General features: G+C 71.0%; 19 protein-coding genes. 5 read left to right on the plus strand and 14 right to left on the minus strand.

Annotated elements, in window-relative coordinates; translation table 11 throughout:
• The first annotated feature begins 69 nt into the window (after positions 1-69).
• The gene (locus DQ392_RS19925) at positions 70-1,914 is read left to right on the plus strand and encodes an endonuclease/exonuclease/phosphatase family protein (RefSeq protein ID WP_114017302.1); all 1,845 of its coding nucleotides are present in this window, start codon (positions 70-72) and stop codon (positions 1,912-1,914) included.
• 33 nt (positions 1,915-1,947) lie between these two features.
• Here DQ392_RS19925 and DQ392_RS19930 read toward each other — a convergent pair whose 3' ends face one another.
• The 13 genes from DQ392_RS19930 to DQ392_RS19990 all read right to left on the minus strand — a co-directional run bounded on the left by DQ392_RS19930 (position 1,948) and on the right by DQ392_RS19990 (position 12,333).
• Complete coding sequence (locus DQ392_RS19930; protein ID WP_114017008.1) at positions 1,948-2,925, minus strand: EI24 domain-containing protein; 978 nt, start codon at positions 2,923-2,925, stop codon at positions 1,948-1,950.
• A 67-nt stretch (positions 2,926-2,992) separates the two neighbouring features.
• Entirely contained in the window at positions 2,993-3,982 is a 990-nt protein-coding gene (dapD, locus tag DQ392_RS19935; RefSeq protein ID WP_114017009.1) for a 2,3,4,5-tetrahydropyridine-2,6-dicarboxylate N-succinyltransferase, read from the minus strand.
• 54 nt (positions 3,983-4,036) lie between these two features.
• Positions 4,037-4,591, minus strand: a complete 555-nt coding sequence (locus DQ392_RS19940; RefSeq protein WP_181856497.1) for a TetR/AcrR family transcriptional regulator — start codon at positions 4,589-4,591, stop codon at positions 4,037-4,039.
• Positions 4,591-4,911, minus strand: a complete 321-nt coding sequence (locus DQ392_RS19945) for a DMT family transporter (RefSeq protein WP_114017011.1) — start codon at positions 4,909-4,911, stop codon at positions 4,591-4,593. Before DQ392_RS19945 ends, DQ392_RS19940 begins: the two co-directional genes overlap by 1 nt.
• Positions 4,912-5,032: 121 nt before the next feature.
• Entirely contained in the window at positions 5,033-5,407 is a 375-nt protein-coding gene (locus DQ392_RS19950) for a VOC family protein (RefSeq protein ID WP_114017012.1), read from the minus strand.
• Positions 5,408-5,466: 59 nt separating this feature from the next.
• Entirely contained in the window at positions 5,467-5,796 is a 330-nt protein-coding gene (locus tag DQ392_RS19955) for a metal-sulfur cluster assembly factor (protein WP_027736579.1), read from the minus strand.
• A complete protein-coding gene (gene sufU / locus DQ392_RS19960; protein WP_114017013.1) occupies positions 5,793-6,269 on the minus strand; it encodes a Fe-S cluster assembly sulfur transfer protein SufU in 477 nt (158 codons plus the stop codon). Before sufU ends, DQ392_RS19955 begins: the two co-directional genes overlap by 4 nt.
• A gap of 9 nt (positions 6,270-6,278) precedes the next feature.
• Positions 6,279-7,535, minus strand: a complete 1,257-nt coding sequence (locus DQ392_RS19965) for a cysteine desulfurase (RefSeq protein WP_114017014.1) — start codon at positions 7,533-7,535, stop codon at positions 6,279-6,281.
• Positions 7,532-8,296, minus strand: coding sequence for a Fe-S cluster assembly ATPase SufC (gene sufC / locus DQ392_RS19970; protein WP_114017015.1), 765 nt, complete (start codon positions 8,294-8,296; stop codon positions 7,532-7,534). Before sufC ends, DQ392_RS19965 begins: the two co-directional genes overlap by 4 nt.
• A 7-nt stretch (positions 8,297-8,303) precedes the next feature.
• A complete protein-coding gene (locus DQ392_RS19975; protein ID WP_114017016.1) occupies positions 8,304-8,642 on the minus strand; it encodes a non-heme iron oxygenase ferredoxin subunit in 339 nt (112 codons plus the stop codon).
• Complete coding sequence (gene sufD, locus DQ392_RS19980) at positions 8,639-9,820, minus strand: Fe-S cluster assembly protein SufD (protein WP_114017017.1); 1,182 nt, start codon at positions 9,818-9,820, stop codon at positions 8,639-8,641. The genes DQ392_RS19975 and sufD overlap by 4 nt, the downstream gene beginning before the upstream one ends.
• A gap of 138 nt (positions 9,821-9,958) precedes the next feature.
• Positions 9,959-11,380, minus strand: a complete 1,422-nt coding sequence (gene sufB, locus DQ392_RS19985; RefSeq protein WP_114017018.1) for a Fe-S cluster assembly protein SufB — start codon at positions 11,378-11,380, stop codon at positions 9,959-9,961.
• A complete protein-coding gene (locus DQ392_RS19990; RefSeq protein ID WP_114017019.1) occupies positions 11,377-12,333 on the minus strand; it encodes a helix-turn-helix transcriptional regulator in 957 nt (318 codons plus the stop codon). Before DQ392_RS19990 ends, sufB begins: the two co-directional genes overlap by 4 nt.
• A gap of 173 nt (positions 12,334-12,506) precedes the next feature.
• Here DQ392_RS19990 and DQ392_RS19995 point away from each other — a divergent pair, with 173 nt between their 5' ends.
• From DQ392_RS19995 to DQ392_RS20010, 4 genes are all read left to right on the plus strand, one after another.
• The gene (locus tag DQ392_RS19995; protein ID WP_114017020.1) at positions 12,507-13,433 is read left to right on the plus strand and encodes an ABC transporter ATP-binding protein; all 927 of its coding nucleotides are present in this window, start codon (positions 12,507-12,509) and stop codon (positions 13,431-13,433) included.
• Positions 13,434-13,492: 59 nt separating this feature from the next.
• Positions 13,493-14,209 (plus strand): ABC transporter permease, encoded by a 717-nt coding sequence (locus DQ392_RS20000; RefSeq protein ID WP_245981734.1) that lies wholly within the window; start codon positions 13,493-13,495, stop codon positions 14,207-14,209.
• A gap of 85 nt (positions 14,210-14,294) precedes the next feature.
• Positions 14,295-15,326 carry a COX15/CtaA family protein gene (locus tag DQ392_RS20005; RefSeq protein ID WP_114017022.1) on the plus strand — a complete coding sequence of 344 codons (1,032 nt, stop codon included), beginning with the start codon at positions 14,295-14,297 and terminating at the stop codon, positions 15,324-15,326.
• 107 nt (positions 15,327-15,433) lie between these two features.
• The gene (locus DQ392_RS20010; protein ID WP_114017023.1) at positions 15,434-15,751 is read left to right on the plus strand and encodes a hypothetical protein; all 318 of its coding nucleotides are present in this window, start codon (positions 15,434-15,436) and stop codon (positions 15,749-15,751) included.
• Positions 15,752-15,993: 242 nt separating this feature from the next.
• Here the strand turns inward: DQ392_RS20010 and DQ392_RS20015 are convergent, their stop codons facing one another.
• On the minus strand, positions 15,994-16,953 hold the full coding sequence (locus DQ392_RS20015) for a heme o synthase (RefSeq protein WP_114017024.1): 960 nt from the start codon (positions 16,951-16,953) through the stop codon (positions 15,994-15,996).
• Positions 16,954-17,409: the final 456 nt, after the last annotated feature.

Below are 17,409 nucleotides of genomic sequence, written 5' to 3' on the forward strand. Positions count from 1 at the left end.
CGCACGTCCGGCTCAGGCTCCGGCCAGGGCTCGTCGCGAGCCTCCTCGCGGTCGGCCAGGACCGCGACGCTGACCGTCGCCGCCGTCTGCGCCGCGCTGCTCACGCTCCCCGCGCTTCCGGCCTCCGCGGCCGTACCGGGCGACGGCGCGGCCCCCGCACCCCGGATCCACGACATCCAGGGCACCACCAGAGTGTCCCCGCTGGCAGGCCGGCACGTCGCCGACGTGCCCGGAATCGTCACCGGGGTGCGCGACTTCGGGTCCGCACGCGGCTTTTGGATGCAGGACCCGCACCCGGACCGGAACCCGGCGACCAGCGAGGGCCTCTTCGTCCACACCGGCGAGGAGAGCCCCGGCGTCTCGGTCGGCGACAGCCTGCGCGTGGCGGGCCGGGTCGGCGAGTACTACCCGGGCGGCGAGGAGGCGGGCGGCCAGTCGGTCACCGAGCTGACGGACGCCACCTGGAAGGCGGCGGGCGAGCGCGGGAACCGGGGCGAGGGCGAGCTGCCGGCCGCCTTCCGGCTCACCCCGCGCTCGGTGCCCGCGGCCTACGCGCCCGACGCCGGCGGGGACAGCATCGAGAACCTCCGCCTGCGGCCCGACCGGTACGCACTGGACCGCTACGAGGCGCTGGAGGGCATGCGCGTCGCCGTCCGCGACGCCCAGGTCACGGGGCCCACCTCCCCCTACCACGACCTGTGGGTGACCACCGACCGGCACCAGAACCCGACTCCGCAGGGCGGCACCCTCTACGGCTCGTACGAGGACCAGAACGGCGCACGCGTGAAGGTCTCCTCGCTCCTGCCGCTTCAGGAGCACCCCTTCCCCCAGGCGAACGTCGGCGACGAGCTGCGCGGCACCACCGAAGGCCCGCTCGACTACGACCAGTTCGGCGGCTACACGCTGCGCGCCACCACGCTCGGCTCTCACCGCGACCACCACCTGGAGCGCGAGCGCACGCGCGGACAGCGGCCCGACGAGCTGGCGGTGGCCACCTACAACGTGGAGAACCTCTCCCCCGCGTCGGAGCCCGCCAAGTTCCGGCGCCTCGCCGACGGGCTGGTCACCAACCTCTCCTCGCCCGACATCGTCACCGTCGAGGAGGTGCAGGACGACACGGGCCCCGAGGACGACGGCACGGTCAGCGCGGACCGCACCCTGGCGATGCTCACCGAGGCCATCGAGAAGGCGGGCGGCCCGTCCTACGAGTGGCGCCAGACAGACCCGGTCGACCAGGCGGACGGGGGCCAGCCCGGCGGCAACATACGCGTCGCCTTCCTCTACAACCCCGAGCGGGTCTCCTTCACCGACCGCCCCGGCGGGGACGCGACGACGCCCGTGCGGGTGGTCGACGAGGGCGGCGAGCCCGCGCTGTCCGCCTCGCCGGGACGCATCGCGCCGCAGGATCCGGCCTGGAAGGCCAGCCGCAAGCCGCTGGCCGGCGAGTTCCGCTTCCGGGGCCGCACGGTGTTCGTGGTCGCCAACCACTTCAGCTCCAAGGGCGGCGGCGACCTGGAGGGCGACCAGCCGATGGAGGGCCGGTTCCAGCCGCCCGCCCGGCACTCGGAGCCGCAGCGCGTGGAACAGGGCAGGCTGCTGAACGCCTTCGTACGGGACATCCGAGCACGCGACCGCGACGCCGTCGTCGTCGCGGGCGGAGACTTCAACGACTTCCCCTTCTCGCCGACGCTGGACGCCCTGCGCTCAGGTCACGCCCTCACCAGTCCCATGAACCGGCTGCCCGAGGACGAGCGCTACGGCTACGTCTTCAACGGCAACTCCCAGACGCTGGACCACCTGCTCACCAGCCCCGGCGCCGGCCGACCCGAGTACGACATCGTCCACATCAACGCCGAGTTCGCCGATCAGATCAGCGACCACGACCCGTCGGTGGTCCGCATCAGGCGCCACTGATCCCGTAAGGCCCCGATCCGGTACGGCCCCGCCTCAGCGCGGCGGCTGCTGGGGGTAGGGACCGGGGGGCTGGGCGTACGGGCCGCCGGGCGGCTGGGCGTACGGGCCGCCGGGCGGCTGGGCGTACGGGCCCGGCTGGGCATACGGGCCCGGCTGGGCCGGTGGCGGCTGCTGGACGTGCGGTGCGGCGGGCCGGGGCGGCGCCTGGGAGCCCTGGGCCCCGTACCGGTTCCCCGGCGCGCCCGCGTCCGCGTCCCCGTCCGCGGCTGTGCCCGTACCCGTCAGGTCCCGCACCAGCAGCGTCGCGCCGGCGACGGCGCCCGGCATCAGCGGGACGGCCAGCAGCGGCACCAGGAAGGCGAGCGCGAGAGGGACGCCGAAACCGAGGGCGAGCGCCTTGCGGCCCCGCATCATGCGCAGCCGCTCCCGCACGGGGATGCCCCGGCGCTGCATCGCGACCGAGGTGAGCTCCAGGGCGAGGAAGAAGCCGGAGACGCAGAAACCGAGTACGGGGATGACGGTCTGGCCGGCCACCGGGATGAAGCCGAGTGCGAAGAGCGGGACGGTGAACACCAGGGTGCGGGAGAGCACGTAGAGACTGTCGGTGAGCGAGGTCCACAGCTCGCGCCACAGAGGCTGCTCGACGGCGCCCTCCGGCAGCCCGCCCTCGCTCTCCTCGACCTTCTCCGACAGCTTCTCGTAGAAGGGGTCACCGATCAGCAGGGCGACGGCGGCGAACGTCACCACGGCCAGCATGAGCACCGCCAGCCACAGCATGACGGCGAAGGCGCCGCGCGTCAGCATCCGCCCCACCGAGCCCCAGTCGTCGGCGAAAGGCGTGGCCCAGGCGGCGATGTCGTCGGCGTAGAAGCCGAGCGCGGTGAGCACGGCGGCGTAGAGCACGAGCGTGATCAGCGCGGGCAGCAGCCCGAACCCGAACCACCGTCCCCGGGTGAGTACCCACCGCTGTCCCTGCCCCAGATACCGCAGCCCGGCCCCAAGATCGCGCATGCCCGCAAGCCTACGGCCTGCGGGCATGCGCATGAGGAGGCTGTTACCCAGTCCTCGCGATCGCTGCTCAGTTGTGACTGTGGAGCGCCTCGTTGAGGCCACCCCACGAGCCGCTGCGCTGAAGGGCCTCGACGGTGCCGGTCTGGGAATTGCGGCGGAAGAGCAGGTTGTCGGCGCCGGACAGCTCCAGCGCCTTGACGACCTCGCCGTCCGGCAGCGTGATCCGGGTACCCGCGGTGACGTAGAGGCCCGCCTCGATGACGCAGTCGTCACCCAGCGCGATGCCGAGCCCGGCCTCGGCGCCGATCAGGCAGCGCTCGCCGACGGAGACGATCTGCTTGCCGCCGCCGGAGAGGGTGCCCATGATCGACGCGCCGCCGCCCAGGTCGGTGCCGTCACCGAGGACGACGCCGGCGCTGATGCGGCCCTCCACCATGGAGGTGCCCAGGGTGCCCGCGTTGAAGTTGCAGAAGCCCTCGTGCATGACGGTGGTGCCCTCGGCCAGGTGGGCGCCGAGCCGGACACGGTCGGCGTCGCCGATCCGTACGCCCTTGGGGACGACGTAGTCGGTCATGCGCGGGAACTTGTCCACGCTGGTGACAGCCAGGTGGGTGCCGGAGGCGCGGGCGGCGAGCCGCACCTGCTCGACCCTGTCCACCGGGACGGGGCCGATGTTCGTCCAGGCCACGTTGGCCAGGTGGGCGAACTGTCCCTCCAGGCTCAGCCCGTGCGGCCGCACGAGGCGGTGGCTGAGCAGGTGCAGCCGCAGGTAGACGTCGTGCGCGTCCAGCGGCTTCTCGTCCAGCGAGGAGATGACCGTACGGACGGCCACGATCTCGACGCCGCGGCGGGGGTCCTCGCCGAGGGCCTGCGGCGCGCTCTCGCCGAGGAGCTGGGCGGCGCGCTCGGCGCTCAGCCGTTCGCTGCCCGCGGGCCCGGGCTCGGCGACGAGCTCCGGGCGCGGGAACCAGGTGTCCAGTACGGTCCCGTCGGCGGCGACCGTGGCGAGGCCGGCGGCGACGGCCCCTGTGGTGCGGGGATTGGGTGCTTCGGTCATGTCAGGAACGCTATCCGGAGTGCGCACGGGATGACGAACCGGTCCGCGTGACGGTCACAGGTCGTCCGGGTCGCCGAGCACTCTGGCGAGCGCTCCGCGTACCTCGTCCCGGTCGAAGGGCCGGTCGGTGAGCAGGAACTGGAGCAGCAGTCCGTCGATGAGCGCGACCAGGGCGCGGGCCGTCGCCAGGTCGGCGGTGTGCCGGGAGAGCACCCGCACCATGTCGTCCAGCCAGGCGGCGGCCACCGGCTGGAGCAGCGGGCGCCGCAGCGCCGCGAGGTACAGCTCGTACTCCAGCCGGATGCGGCCGCGCCCGCCGGAGGCGTACTCCTCCAGCACCCGTGTCAGCCCGTCCGCCAGGGGGACGCCCTCGGACAGGTCGTCGCCCCAGCTCTCGATGGCGGTCTGCGGCTCGCAGTTGACCTGCTCCAGCGCTGCGAGCAGCAGGTCGTCCAGGCTGGCGAAGTGGTAGGTGGTCGAGCCGAGCGGGACGTCCGCCTCCGCGGCGACCGTGCGGTGGCTCAGCGCCGCCATCCCCTTCAGTTCCACGATGCGGATGGCCGCGTCGATGATGCGCTGCCTGCGCTCGGGGTCGTACCGGCGCGCCATCAATGGGTCCCTCCCAGGTTCAGGACGACCACCCCGCAGATCACCAGCAGCAGGCCGAGGATCTTCGCGGCGGTGACGGACTCGCCGATGAAGACCATGCCGATCAGGGCGATGACCGCGGTGCCCGCGCCCGACCAGATGGCGTACGCCGTTCCGACGGACATCGTCTTGAGGGTGCGCGACAGCAGCACGAACGCCACCACGTATCCGGCGGCGGTGATCAGCGAGGGCACCAGCTTGCTGAAGCCGTCGCTGTACTTCATCGCCGTCGTTCCCAGCACCTCGGCGAGGATCGCTCCCGCGAGCGTCACGTAGACCATGCGTACGAGCGTACACAACGATGCGTACGAGCGTACGCAAGAGGGCTCGACAGCGTGGTCCGGCCCGCCGGGGCGGGCCGGCGAGGTGGCTCGGTCCACCGGGGGGCGCGGGCGGCGTGGCTCAGTCCGCGAAGGCGATGAGGTTCCGGCGCGGCTTGAGGACGCAGAACTCGTTGCCCTCGGGATCCTGGAGCACGACCCAGCTCCTGCCCCCGCCCTGGCCGATGTCGAGGCGCCGGGCGCCCAGCGCCAGCAGCCTGGCGACCTCCGCTTCCTGGTCGTCGGGCGCGAGGTCGAAATGGAGGCGGTTCTTGACGCTCTTGGCGTCCGTGACGGGCATGAAGCAGATCCCCGTGCCGGCCTCGGCGGAAGGGCCGATGATCACCTCCCGCTCCTTCTCGGAGAGCACCCGCCACTCCAGCACCCGGCACCAGAACCGGGCGAGCGCGGGCAGGTCGTGGGCGTCGACGACGAGATGATGCAGCGAAAGGGCCATGCCCCAGGTTCCCCTGGCGGGCACGGCCCTTTCGAACGGTTTTCCGGCGACGCGCGCGCTCAGACGTTGAAGCCCAGCGCCCGCAGCTGCTCGCGGCCGTCGTCGGTGATCTTGTCCGGGCCCCACGGGGGCATCCACACCCAATTGATCTTGAGCTCGTTGACGATGCCCTCGGTGGCGGACTGCGCCTGGTCCTCGATGACGTCGGTCAGCGGACAGGCCGCCGAGGTGAGCGTCATGTCGATGGTCGCGCTGTTCGCGTCATCGACGTGGATCCCGTAGATCAGGCCGAGGTTGACGACGTCGATGCCCAGCTCCGGGTCGACGACGTCCATGAGCGCCTCGCGGACCTCTTCCTCGCTCGCGGGCTTGGTGGTCATCTCGGTCATGCCGTCTTCTCCTTGGCCGAGTCGGCTTCGGTCGTCCCCAGCGCCTGCGCCGTCGCGTCCTTCCAAGCCATCCAGCTCAGCAGCGCGCACTTCACCCGCGCCGGGTACTTCGAGACCCCGGCGAACGCCACGGCGTCCTCCAGCAGGTCCTCCATGTGCTCGTCCGGCTCCAGCTGGCCCCTGGACTGCATCAGCTCCAGAAACTTCTCCTGGATGCTGCGGGCCTCGGACAGCTCCTTGCCGACCAGCAGCTCGTTGAGCACCGAGGCGCTGGCCTGGCTGATGGAGCAGCCCTGGCCGTCGTACGACACGTCCTCGATCCTGTCGCCGTCGTACCGCACCCGCAAGGTGATCTCGTCGCCGCACGTCGGATTGACGTGGTGCACCTCGGCGTCGCCCTCGCGCAGCCCACGCCCGTGCGGGTTCTTGTAGTGGTCCAGGATCACTTCCTGGTACATCGAGTCCAGCTTCACCGACAGCCCCTAAGCGAAGAAGTTCCGTACGTGCTCCAGGCCGTCCGCCAGGGCGTCCACCTCGGCGGGCGTGGAGTACAGATAGAACGACGCTCGCGTCGTCGCGGGAATTCCGTACCGCAGGCAGACCGGGCGGGCGCAGTGGTGCCCGACCCGCACGGCGATGCCCTGCTCGTCCAGCACCTGGCCCACGTCGTGCGGGTGGATGTCACCGAGCGTGAAGGAGATCGTCGCACCGCGGTCCTCGGCCGTGGCAGGGCCGATGATCCGCAGGTCCGGGATCTCCCTGAGCCGGCGCACCGCGTACTCCGTCAGCGCCTGCTCGTGCTGGTGGATGCGGTCCATCCCGATCGCCGACAGGTAGTCCACCGCGGCACCCAGCCCGACGGCCTGGGCGACCGGCGGGGTGCCCGCCTCGAACTTGTGCGGCGCCGGAGCGTACGTCGAGGAGTGCATCGTGACGGTCTCGATCATCTCCCCGCCGCCCAGGAAGGGCGGCAGGTCGTTGAGCAGCTCCTGGCGGCCCCACAGCACGCCGATGCCGGTCGGGCCGCACATCTTGTGCCCGGTGAAGGCCACGAAGTCGGCCTGGAGCGCCTGCACGTCCAGCACCATGTGCGGCGCCGCCTGGGAGGCGTCCACCACCACCAGAGCGCCCACCTCCTGCGCCCGCCGCACGATGTCCTCGACGGGGTTGAAGGTGCCCATGATGTTGGAGACGAGCGTGAGCGCGACCACCTTGGTCTGCTCCGTGATCAGCTCCTCGACCCCGGCCAGGTCAAGACGCCCCTCGTCGGTGAGCCCGAACCACTTCAGCTTCGCGCCCGTACGCTGCGAGAGCAGCTGCCACGGGACGATGTTGGAGTGGTGCTCCATCTCCGTGATGACGATCTCGGTGTCCCGCTCCACACGGTAGGGCTCGTCGGCCCAGCCGAGCATGTTCGCCACCAGGTTCAGCGACTCCGAGGCGTTCTTGGTGAAGATCACCTCATCGCGGCTGGGCGCGTTGACGAACGCGGCGACCTTGTCGCGCGCGCCCTCGTACAGCGCCGTCGCCTCCTCCGCGAGCACGTGCACGCCACGGTGGACGTTGGCGTTGTGCTTCTCGTAGTAGTCGGCCAGCGCGTCGAGCACCTGGGTCGGCTTCTGCGAGGTCGCGGCGTTGTCCAGGTAGACGAGCCTCTGCCCGTCGTGCACCCGGCGGTCCAGGACGGGGAAGTCCTTACGGATGGCCTCGGTGTCCAGCAGGCCCGGGAGCTGTGTCACGCAGTGGCACCACCCTTCACGTACTGCTCGTAGCCCTCTTCCTCCAGCTTGTCGGCCAGCTCGGGACCGCCGGACTCGGCGATCCGGCCCTTGGCGAACACGTGCACGTGGTCGGGCTTGATGTAGCGGAGGATGCGGGTGTAGTGCGTGATCAGCAGGGTGCCGACCTCGCCCGACTCGCGGACGCGGTTGACGCCCTCGGAGACGATGCGCAGCGCGTCCACGTCGAGCCCGGAGTCGGTCTCGTCGAGGATCGCGATCTTCGGCTTCAGCAGCTCCAGCTGGAGGATCTCGTGGCGCTTCTTCTCACCGCCGGAGAAGCCCTCGTTCACGTTGCGCTCGGCGAACTTCGGGTCGATGGAGAGCCGCTCCATGGCCTCCTTGACCTCCTTGACCCACGTCCGCAGCTTGGGGGCCTCACCGCGGATGGCGGTGGCGGAGGTGCGCAGGAAGTTGGAGACGGAGACACCGGGGACCTCGACCGGGTACTGCATGGCGAGGAAGACACCGGCGCGGGCGCGCTCGTCGACGGACATCTCCAGGACGTCCTCGCCGTCGAGCTTCACCGAGCCGCCGGTGATCGTGTACTTCGGGTGGCCCGCCAGCGAGTAGGCCAGGGTGGACTTGCCGGAGCCGTTGGGGCCCATGATCGCGTGCGTCTCACCCTGCTTCACGGTCAGGTCGACGCCGCGCAGGATCTCGTTCGGGCCGCCCTCGGTCTCGACGGAGACGTGCAGGTCGTTGATCTCAAGCGTTGCCATGGGGGCTTCAGGACTCCTGTGTGACGGAGACGAGCACTGCCGCATCGGGGCCGTCTCCTTCGATCTTTACGGGGTACACGGGCACGGGACGGGTGGCGGGCAGACCGGAGGGCTTGCCGGTCCGCAGGTCGAAGCGCGAGCCGTGCAGCCAGCACTCGATCATGCAGTCCTCCACGTCACCCTCGGACAACGACACGTTCGCGTGCGAGCAGATGTCGTTGATGGCGAAGACCTCGCCGTCGGTGCGGACGACGGAGACCGGGACGCCGCCCAGCTCCACCCGCAGCGGGGTGTCCTCCTCCAGCTCGCCGAGCGAGGCGACACGTGCGAAGCCTTCCTCGCTCATGAGACGGACGCCTCCAGCTCGGCCTCGATCTTGGCGAGGAGCCGCTCCTCCACGTCCGGGAGGCCGACCTGCTGCACGAGCTCGGCGAAGAAGCCGCGCACCACCAGGCGGCGGGCCTCCTGCTCGGAGATGCCCCGCGCCATCAGGTAGAACAGCTGCTCGTCCTCGAAACGGCCGGTCGCCGAGGCGTGTCCGGCGCCGACGATCTCGCCGGTCTCGATCTCCAGGTTCGGCACCGAGTCGACGCGGGAACCGTCGGTCAGCACCAGGTTCCGGTTGAGCTCGTAGGTGTCGGTGCCGACGGCGTCCGCCTGGATGAGCACGTCACCGATCCACACCGCGTGCGCGTCCTCGCCCTGGAGCGCGCCCTTGTAGGCGACGTTGCTGCGGCAGTTCGGCGTGTCGTGGTCGACCAGCAGGCGGTGCTCCTGGTGCTGGCCCGCGTCGGTGAAGTACAGCCCGTACAGCTCGGCCTCACCGCCGGGGCCCGCGTAGGTCACGCGCGGGTTGAGCCGCACCACGTCGCCGCCGAAGGTGACCACGACGGACTTGAACGTCGCGTCGCGGCCGACCAGCGCGTTGTGCTGCGAGCAGTGCACGGCGGTGTCGTCCCAGTCCTGCACCGAGACCACGGTCACCTTCGCGCCGTCGCCGAGGACGAACTCGACGTTGGCCGAGCGCACCGCGTCACCCGTGTGGTCGATGACGATGACAACCTCGGCGAAGGCGCCGACGTCGAAGACCGTGTGCCCGTAGGACACGCCGCCCTCGCCGTGCAGGCTCACCCGCACCGGATCGGTCAGCACCGCGTCCTTGGGCACCGAGATGACGGACGCCTTCTCGAAGGAGGAGAACGCCTGGGCCGCCACCCGGTCCACCGGCTTGCCGGCCCGGCCGACGCGCTCGTCGTCGCGCCCGACGGCCTCGACGGTGACGCCGTCGGGCGCCGACACGTCGATCTTGATGCCGCCCGACGCCTGCGCCGAGCCGTCGTGCAGGCCCTTGAGCCGGTCCAGCGGAGTGAAGCGCCACTCCTCCTCGCGACCGTGCGGCACGGGGAAGTCCGCCACGTCGAAGGACGGCGGGGCGCTCATCCTCGTGGCGGTGGTGGACTCTGCGGCCACCGCGATGGATCCGGAGGTGTTGGACCCACCGGGGATTGTCTGGGCCTCAGCCATGGCTGTCGTGTTGCTCGCTTTCTTGGGTCAAGTCCAGGAACTCTCCCCGGCCGCCGCGGCGCTCGGCCGCGGCGGCGAGGATCCGGCCGCGTACGCGACGGGCCGGAGAGGAACGTCCGGCTCGGTGCCGGGGCGGCACTAGCCCACCGCGCCTTCCATCTGCAGCTCGATCAGCCGGTTCAGCTCCAGCGCGTACTCCATCGGCAGCTCCTTGGCGATCGGCTCGACGAAGCCGCGCACGATCATCGCCATGGCCTCGTCCTCGGCCAGACCGCGGCTCATCAGGTAGAAGAGCTGGTCGTCGCTGACCTTGGAGACCGTCGCCTCGTGGCCCATCGTCACGTCGTCCTCGCGGACATCGACGTAAGGGTAGGTGTCCGAGCGCGAGACCGTGTCGACCAGCAGCGCGTCGCACAGCACGTTGGACTTGGAGCCCTCGGCGCCCTCGCCGATCTCGATGAGACCGCGGTAGGAGGTGCGGCCGCCGCTGCGCGCCACCGACTTGGAGACGATGTTGGAGGACGTACGCGGGGCCATGTGGACCATCTTGGCGCCCGCGTCCTGGTGCTGGCCCTCGCCGGCGAAGGCGACGGACAGCGTCTCACCCTTGGCGTGCTCACCCATGAGGTAGACCGCCGGGTACTTCATCGTCACCTTGGAGCCGAGGTTGCCGTCGACCCACTCCATGGTCGCGCCCTCGTAGGCCACGGCGCGCTTGGTGACCAGGTTGTAGACGTTGTTCGACCAGTTCTGGATCGTCGTGTAGCGGCAGCGGCCGCCCTTCTTGACGATGATCTCCACGACGGCCGAGTGCAGCGAGTCCGAGTCGTAGATCGGCGCGGTGCAGCCCTCGACGTAGTGCACGTAGGCGTCCTCGTCGACGATGATCAGCGTCCGCTCGAACTGGCCCATGTTCTCCGTGTTGATCCGGAAGTAGGCCTGGAGCGGGATGTCGACGTGCACGCCCGGCGGGACGTAGATGAAGGAGCCGCCGGACCACACCGCCGTGTTCAGCGCGGCGAACTTGTTGTCGCCGGCCGGGATGACGGTGCCGAAGTGCTCCTGGAACAGCTCGGGGTGCTCACGCAGCGCCGTGTCCGTGTCCAGGAAGAGGACGCCCTGCTTCTCCAGGTCCTCGCGGATCTGGTGGTAGACGACCTCCGACTCGTACTGCGCGGCGACACCGGCGACCAGGCGCTGCTTCTCCGCCTCCGGGATGCCGAGCTTGTCGTAGGTGTTCTTGATGTCCTCGGGCAGGTCCTCCCAGGACTGGGCCTGCTTCTCGGTGGACCGGACGAAGTACTTGATGTTGTCGAAGTCGATGCCCGACAGGTCCGAGCCCCAGTTCGGCATCGGCTTCTTCTCGAAGAGCTTGTGGCCCTTGAGGCGGAGCTTGAGCATCCAGTCGGGCTCGTTCTTCTTCTCCGAGATGTCGCGGACGACATGCTCGGAGAGGCCGCGCTTGGCGGCGGCGCCCGCGGCGTCGGAGTCGGCCCAGCCGTACTCGTACTTGCCCAGCCCCTCGAGCTCAGGGTGAGCAGTCTCCGTAGGAGCAGTCATGCGGGGTTCCTCCCGGCCTCGTTCGCATGGGTGGCGGTGCTGCTGGTCTTGCTGGTCTTGGGCGGTATCGCGGTGGTGGGTGGTGCTGAGGTCTGCGGTGGTCCTTGGGCCTGCGGCCGCGGCGGGTGCTTCTGCGCCGCGGTCTTCGGCTGTGCCCCCGGGACGAAGGTCGTACACACCCCGTCGCCGTGCGCGATGGTCGCCAGACGCTGGACGTGCGTGCCGAGCAGGCGGGAGAAGACCTCCGTCTCCGCCTCGCACAGCTGGGGGAACTGCTCGGCCGTATGCGCCACCGGGCAGTGGTGCTGGCACAGCTGCTCGCCCGCCTGCGCGGGGGCCTCCCGCGCCGTGGCAGCGTACCCGTCCTCGGACAGGGCGCGTGCCAGCGCCCGCGCCCGATCCTCGGGGGGCACTCCGGCGAGCGCCGCGTGGTACTTCTCGGCCTGCGCCTCGACGCGGGCCCGCGCGAAGGCGGCGACCGCCGCCTCCCCGACCTCTCCGCCGCCCGCCTGCTGGGCGATCCAGCGCAGCGCGTCGGCGGCGAGTTCGTCGTACGCCTGATCGAAGGCGTCCCGGCCGCAGTCGGTGAGGGCGAACACCTTGGCGGGCCGCCCTCTGCCCCGCGAGCCGTAGACCCGCTTCGCCCGGGCCTCCACGACGCCCTCACCTGTGAGCGCGTCGAGGTGCCGGCGGACGGCCGCCTGCGTCAGCTCCAGGCGCAGCGCCACCTCGGCCGCGGTCGACGGACCGTGGTCGAGAAGGGAACGGGCGACCTTGTTCCGCGTGCCGGGCTGCTCGTCCTGCGCCGACTGGGGCGCGGGGGCGGGCTGCACCGGCTGCGGGACCCGGGCCGGCCGCGGGGGCACGCCCGCCTCGCTCGCCCGTACCGTGTGCGTCGTCTGCGATGCGGAGGAGCCGGACACGGCGGCCTCGCCGGTGGCCGCTGCGGCCATCGGTCGGTCCTCCCGAGCCTCGTCCCTCTTTTTCACAACGTCATTGTTGCTTAATTCGCCGGAGCGCGGCAAGCGCCGCCTGTGACCAGTCGCGATGGGGTGCGTCACGTAAGGCGTACCTAACCCGCAAACCCCCGGGCGGGGCGCCCGTGACCGCTCCTTAGACTGCGTCCATGCAAAGTGCAGCGGCGCTCCAGGTCGCGGGGCTGGTGAAGCGGTACGGCGACAAGACCGCCGTCGACGGACTCGACCTGACCGTCGAGCGCGGCACCGTCACCGCCTTCCTGGGCCCCAACGGCGCGGGCAAGACGACCACCGTCGAGACCTGCGAGGGCTACCGCCGTCCGGACGGCGGCACCGTCCGGGTGCTCGGGCTCGACCCCGTCACCCAGGGGAGCGAGCTGCGGCCCCGGATCGGGGTCATGTTGCAAAGCGGCGGCATCTACCCCACCGCGCGCGCCGAGGAGACCCTGCGCCACATGGCCACCCTCCACGCCCACCCCCTGGACGTGCCCGCGCTCGTCGACCGCCTCGGCCTGGGCGGCTGCGGCCGCACGCCCTACCGCCGGCTGTCCGGCGGCCAGCAGCAGCGCCTCGCACTGGCCCTCGCCCTGGTCGGACGGCCCGAACTGGTCTTCCTGGACGAGCCCACCGCCGGGCTCGACCCGCAGGCCCGCCACGCCACCTGGGACCTCGTGCGCGCCCTGCGCGCCGACGGCGTCACCGTGCTGCTGACCACCCACCACATGGAGGAGGCCGAGGAGCTTTCGGACGAGGTCGCCATCGTCGACGGCGGCAAGGTCGTCGCCCAGGGCGCGCCCGACGTCCTGTGCAAGGGCGGCGCCGAGAACACCCTCCGCTTCGCGGGGCGCCCGGGACTCGACCTCACCTCCCTGCTCAAGGCCCTCCCCGCGGGCACCGACGCGGTCGAGCTCCACCCGGGCAGCTACCGCCTGACCGGAACGGTCGACCCCCAGCTGCTCGCCACCGTCACCTCCTGGTGCGCCCAGAACGGCGTACTGCCGGACCGCATCTCGGTGGAGCGCAGAACACTGGAGGACGTCTTCATGGAGCTGACCGGGAAGGAGCTGCGCTCGTGAGCGGGCGTGCCGCCGCCGGTACGTACGCGCCGGAGCCGGGTGCCGCGCCGCTGCCGCGCATGGTGCGCGCGCAGGCGTGGCTGGAGACGCGGACACAGTTGCGCAACGGCGAACAACTGCTGCTGACCGTCATCATCCCGACCCTGCTGCTGGTGCTCTTCAGCGCCGTGGACATCGTCGACACCGGCAAGGGCTCGCGGGTGGACTTCCTCGCCCCCGGCATCCTCGGCCTGGCCGTCCTGTCGACCGCCTTCACCGGGCAGGCCATCTCCACCGGCTTCGAGCGCCGCTACGGCGTGCTGAAACGGCTCGGCGCCTCTCCGCTGCCCCGCTGGGGGCTGATGACGGCCAAGACCTGCTCCGTCCTGGTCATCGAGGCCCTCCAGGTGCTGCTGCTGAGCGTGGTGGCGCTCGCCCTGGGCTGGTCGCCGCACGGCAACCCGGCCACCGTGCTGCTTCTGCTGCTGCTGGGCACGGCCGCCTTCTCGGGGCTCGGCCTGCTGATGGCGGGCACGCTCAAGGCGGAGGCGACGCTGGCGGGGGCGAACCTCGTCTTCATCCTGCTGCTGGTCGGCGGGGGCGTGATCGTCCCGCTGGACAAGTTCCCCGAGGCGGCGCAGAGCGCTCTGAATCTGCTGCCGATCTCCGCTCTCTCCGACGGGCTGCGCGACGTGCTCCAGCAGGGGTCCGGGATGCCCTGGGGCGACCTGGCGGTCCTGGCGGTGTGGGCCGTGGTGGGGCTGGGCGCGGCGGCCCGCTTCTTCAAGTGGGAGTGACAGGCCGCCGCGCCGGTCGGGGGCGCGCGCCGGCACCCGGCACCCCTCGTGAAAGCGCGCACAAGCGGCGCTCTACGATGGCTCCGTGCCGAATCTGCTCGAAGTCGTACGTAACCCCATCGCGTACATCGCCGCGCGCTGGACCCCCTCGCCCCGTACCGTGCGGCGGGCGGCCCTCACCGCGCTGCTGATGAGCATTCTCATCGTGGTGACCGGCGGGGCCGTGCGGCTCACCGGCTCGGGGCTCGGGTGCGACACCTGGCCCAAGTGCAGCGACGACAGCCTCACCGCCACCTCGGCGATGGGCGTCCACGGCGCCATCGAGTTCGGCAACCGCATGATGACGTGGGTGGTCTCGGCCGCCGTCGGCTGGACCATCATCGCCGTACGGTCGATGAAGCCCGCCCGCAAGGGGCTGAGCCGGCTCGCGTGGTCGCAGTTCTGGGTCGTGATGAGCAACGGCGTCGTCGGCGGCATCACCGTGTGGGTGAAGCTGAACCCGTTCGTGGTGGCCGGCCACTTCCTGGCGGCGATGGCACTCCTGACGGTCACGACGCTCACCTGGTTGCGCACCCGCGAGGGCGGGGCACCGCCCCGCCCGCTGGTGGGCAGCCCGGTCAGGAAGCTCACCTACGTTTTGACCTTCTTCTCCGCCTGCCTCCTCGTCGCCGGCACGGTCGTGACGGGCGCCGGGCCGCACGCGGGCGACAGCAGCGACGTGAAGCGCATGCCGGTCGCCGTGGAACTGGCGACGCAGAGCCACGCGGCGCTGGCCTGGATCGTGGTGGCGCTGGCGGTGCTGCTGTACGCCGGCCTCCGCGTCATGGACGCCCCAAAGGGCCCGCGGAGCACCGCACGCAATCTGATCGTCATTCTGCTCGCCCAGGGCGTCATCGGATACGTGCAGTACGTCACCGACCTCCCCGAGGTGCTGGTCGGCGTGCACCTGCTGGGCTCGACGCTGGTGTGGATCGGCGTCCTGCGGGTGGTGCTGTCGACGCGCGAGCGGGCGCCGCTCGCGGCCACCGCGCCGGAACCGGAGCCGGGCCCGGCCCCCGCCGCCGCCGAGGCGACCCCGCAGCCCGCGGGCGCGCCGGCGGCGACCGCGGGCCCCTGACGACGCCCCGCCTCTCCCGGCGCGCCCGGGGTGTGGCCCGGCCGCACGCCGACGCCGTCGTCCCCGCCCTCTCGCCCCCGCCGCTACCCGCCGGTAGCATCTGCCTCATGGCAGCAGACAGCAGCAAGCAGGCGGGCCGGCTCGCCAAGCAGATCAGCGGGTTCGCGAAGCGGCACGGCGGCAGCGCCGAAGCCCAGATCGCCTACGTGGGCCAGCGGGGTTTCCGCATCTCGCTGGTGAGCTCGGACGGCACCTGGGGCGATCTGATGGCGCCCTCGAAGGAGGCGGCCGAGGAGGCCGTGCAGGCGGCCGGTGCCACGCTCAAGGAGAGCTTCGACGGCGAGATGGCCGAGCACATGCGCACGGGCCCCTACGAGTGGCAGCGCATGGCCGGCATCCAGGTGGGCGGCCCCGCCAACCGGTAGGAGCGGCCTCCCGGGACACGCCCCTGGCCCGCGGGCGCGGGCCAGGGGCGCCGTCGGCTCTCCGGAACACCACCGCTGTGCCGCCGCGGAGCGTCGTGACGCGAATGGCTCCCTCCCGACTGACGGGAGGGAGCCATTCGCGTGAGGTGTGGCGTGGGGGCGCCGGCGCGCAGAAGCGTGCGCGCGGCGGCGCGAGGGGCGCGAGGCACCGTACGAGCCGTCCTCGCGCGGACGAGGGGGCCTCAGCGCAGGAACGGGTCGATGGCCACGGCGGCGAAGACGAGCGACACGTAGGTGATCGACCAGTGGAAGAGGCGCATCTCCTTGAGCTTGGCGCCGGTCAGGCCCGCGCGGGCGCGGGCGCGCAGGGCGTGCGCCTCCCAGAGCCACAGTCCGCCGGCCAGTACCGCCACCAGAGGGTAGAACCAGCCGACGTACCCCAGCGGCCACAGCAGCAGGGACACCAGCACCATGATCCAGCTGTAGACGACGATCTGGGTGGCCACGGTGACGTTGCTGGCGATGGCGGGCAGCATCGGTACGCCGACCCGCTGGTAGTCCTCCTTGACCTTCATGGACAGCGGCCAGTAGTGCGGCGGCGTCCAGAAGAACATCACCAGGAAGAGGATGACGGCGGCCCAGCTCACCTCGTTCGTGACGGCGGACCAGCCGATGAAGACGGGCAGGCAGCCGGCGATGCCGCCCCAGACGATGTTCTGCGACGTACGCCGCTTGAGAAGCATCGTGTAGACGACGACGTAGAAGAGGAGAGCGCCCAACGACAGGGCGGCCGAGAGCCAGTTGACCAGCAGGCCGAACATCAGGGTGGAGGCCACCGCGAGGCTGATGCCGAAGACCAGGCACTCCCACGGCTTGACCATGCCGGTGACCAGCGGACGGCGCTCGGTGCGGTGCATGAGCGCGTCGATGTCGCGGTCGATGTACATGTTCAGCGCGTTGGCGCCGCCCGCAGAGAGATAACCACCGAGGCAGGTGATCACCACGAGCCGGAGGTCGGGCACGCCCTGAGCCGCCAGGAACATGACCGGGATCGTGGTCATGAGAAGCAGCTCGATGATCCGCGGCTTGGTCAGCTCGATGAACGCCTTCACGCGGGCGCCGAGCGGCCGGTGACCGCTGGGCTCCAGCGTCCCCGCGGGACGGGATTCGACGGCCGTCACGGACACCCCTGATCGACTCATTAGGAACCAGCGAGCCGACGTCACGGGCACACAGCAGGAATAAGGTGCAGGCCCGGGTCAAGCTCGCGCGTACCACGCCACTTTAGACGCCTGCCATACCTCGCCCGTCATGGGGGTCGCCCGTGTTGGCCCCCGTCGTGGGTGGTCAGCACGGGCGCGTCGGCGGCCCGCGGGGCGCGGAGCGTTCCCGGAGGTCAGCGGGGCGGGCAGATCCGAGCGCGGATGGGCCGTGTTCGACGGGCGAATCGGGGGAACAGACGTCAGCCTGGAAGCGGGTGCCGCGGCGCCCCGGGCAGCCAATCGGTGGGAATAGCACATATCTCTCCCACGTTCTGGTGAATGTCGGCCGGGGACGAGGTGGCGACCGCACAGTGACCTGTCGAAAAGTCGCACGTCCCGGCAACGGTACGCTCGACACCGCCCGGTGAGCGCACACACCGGCCATCGAACATGTGG

Origin of the sequence: Streptomyces reniochalinae (assembly GCF_003323735.1) — a bacterium.
Taxonomy (GTDB): domain Bacteria; phylum Actinomycetota; class Actinomycetes; order Streptomycetales; family Streptomycetaceae; genus Streptomyces; species Streptomyces reniochalinae.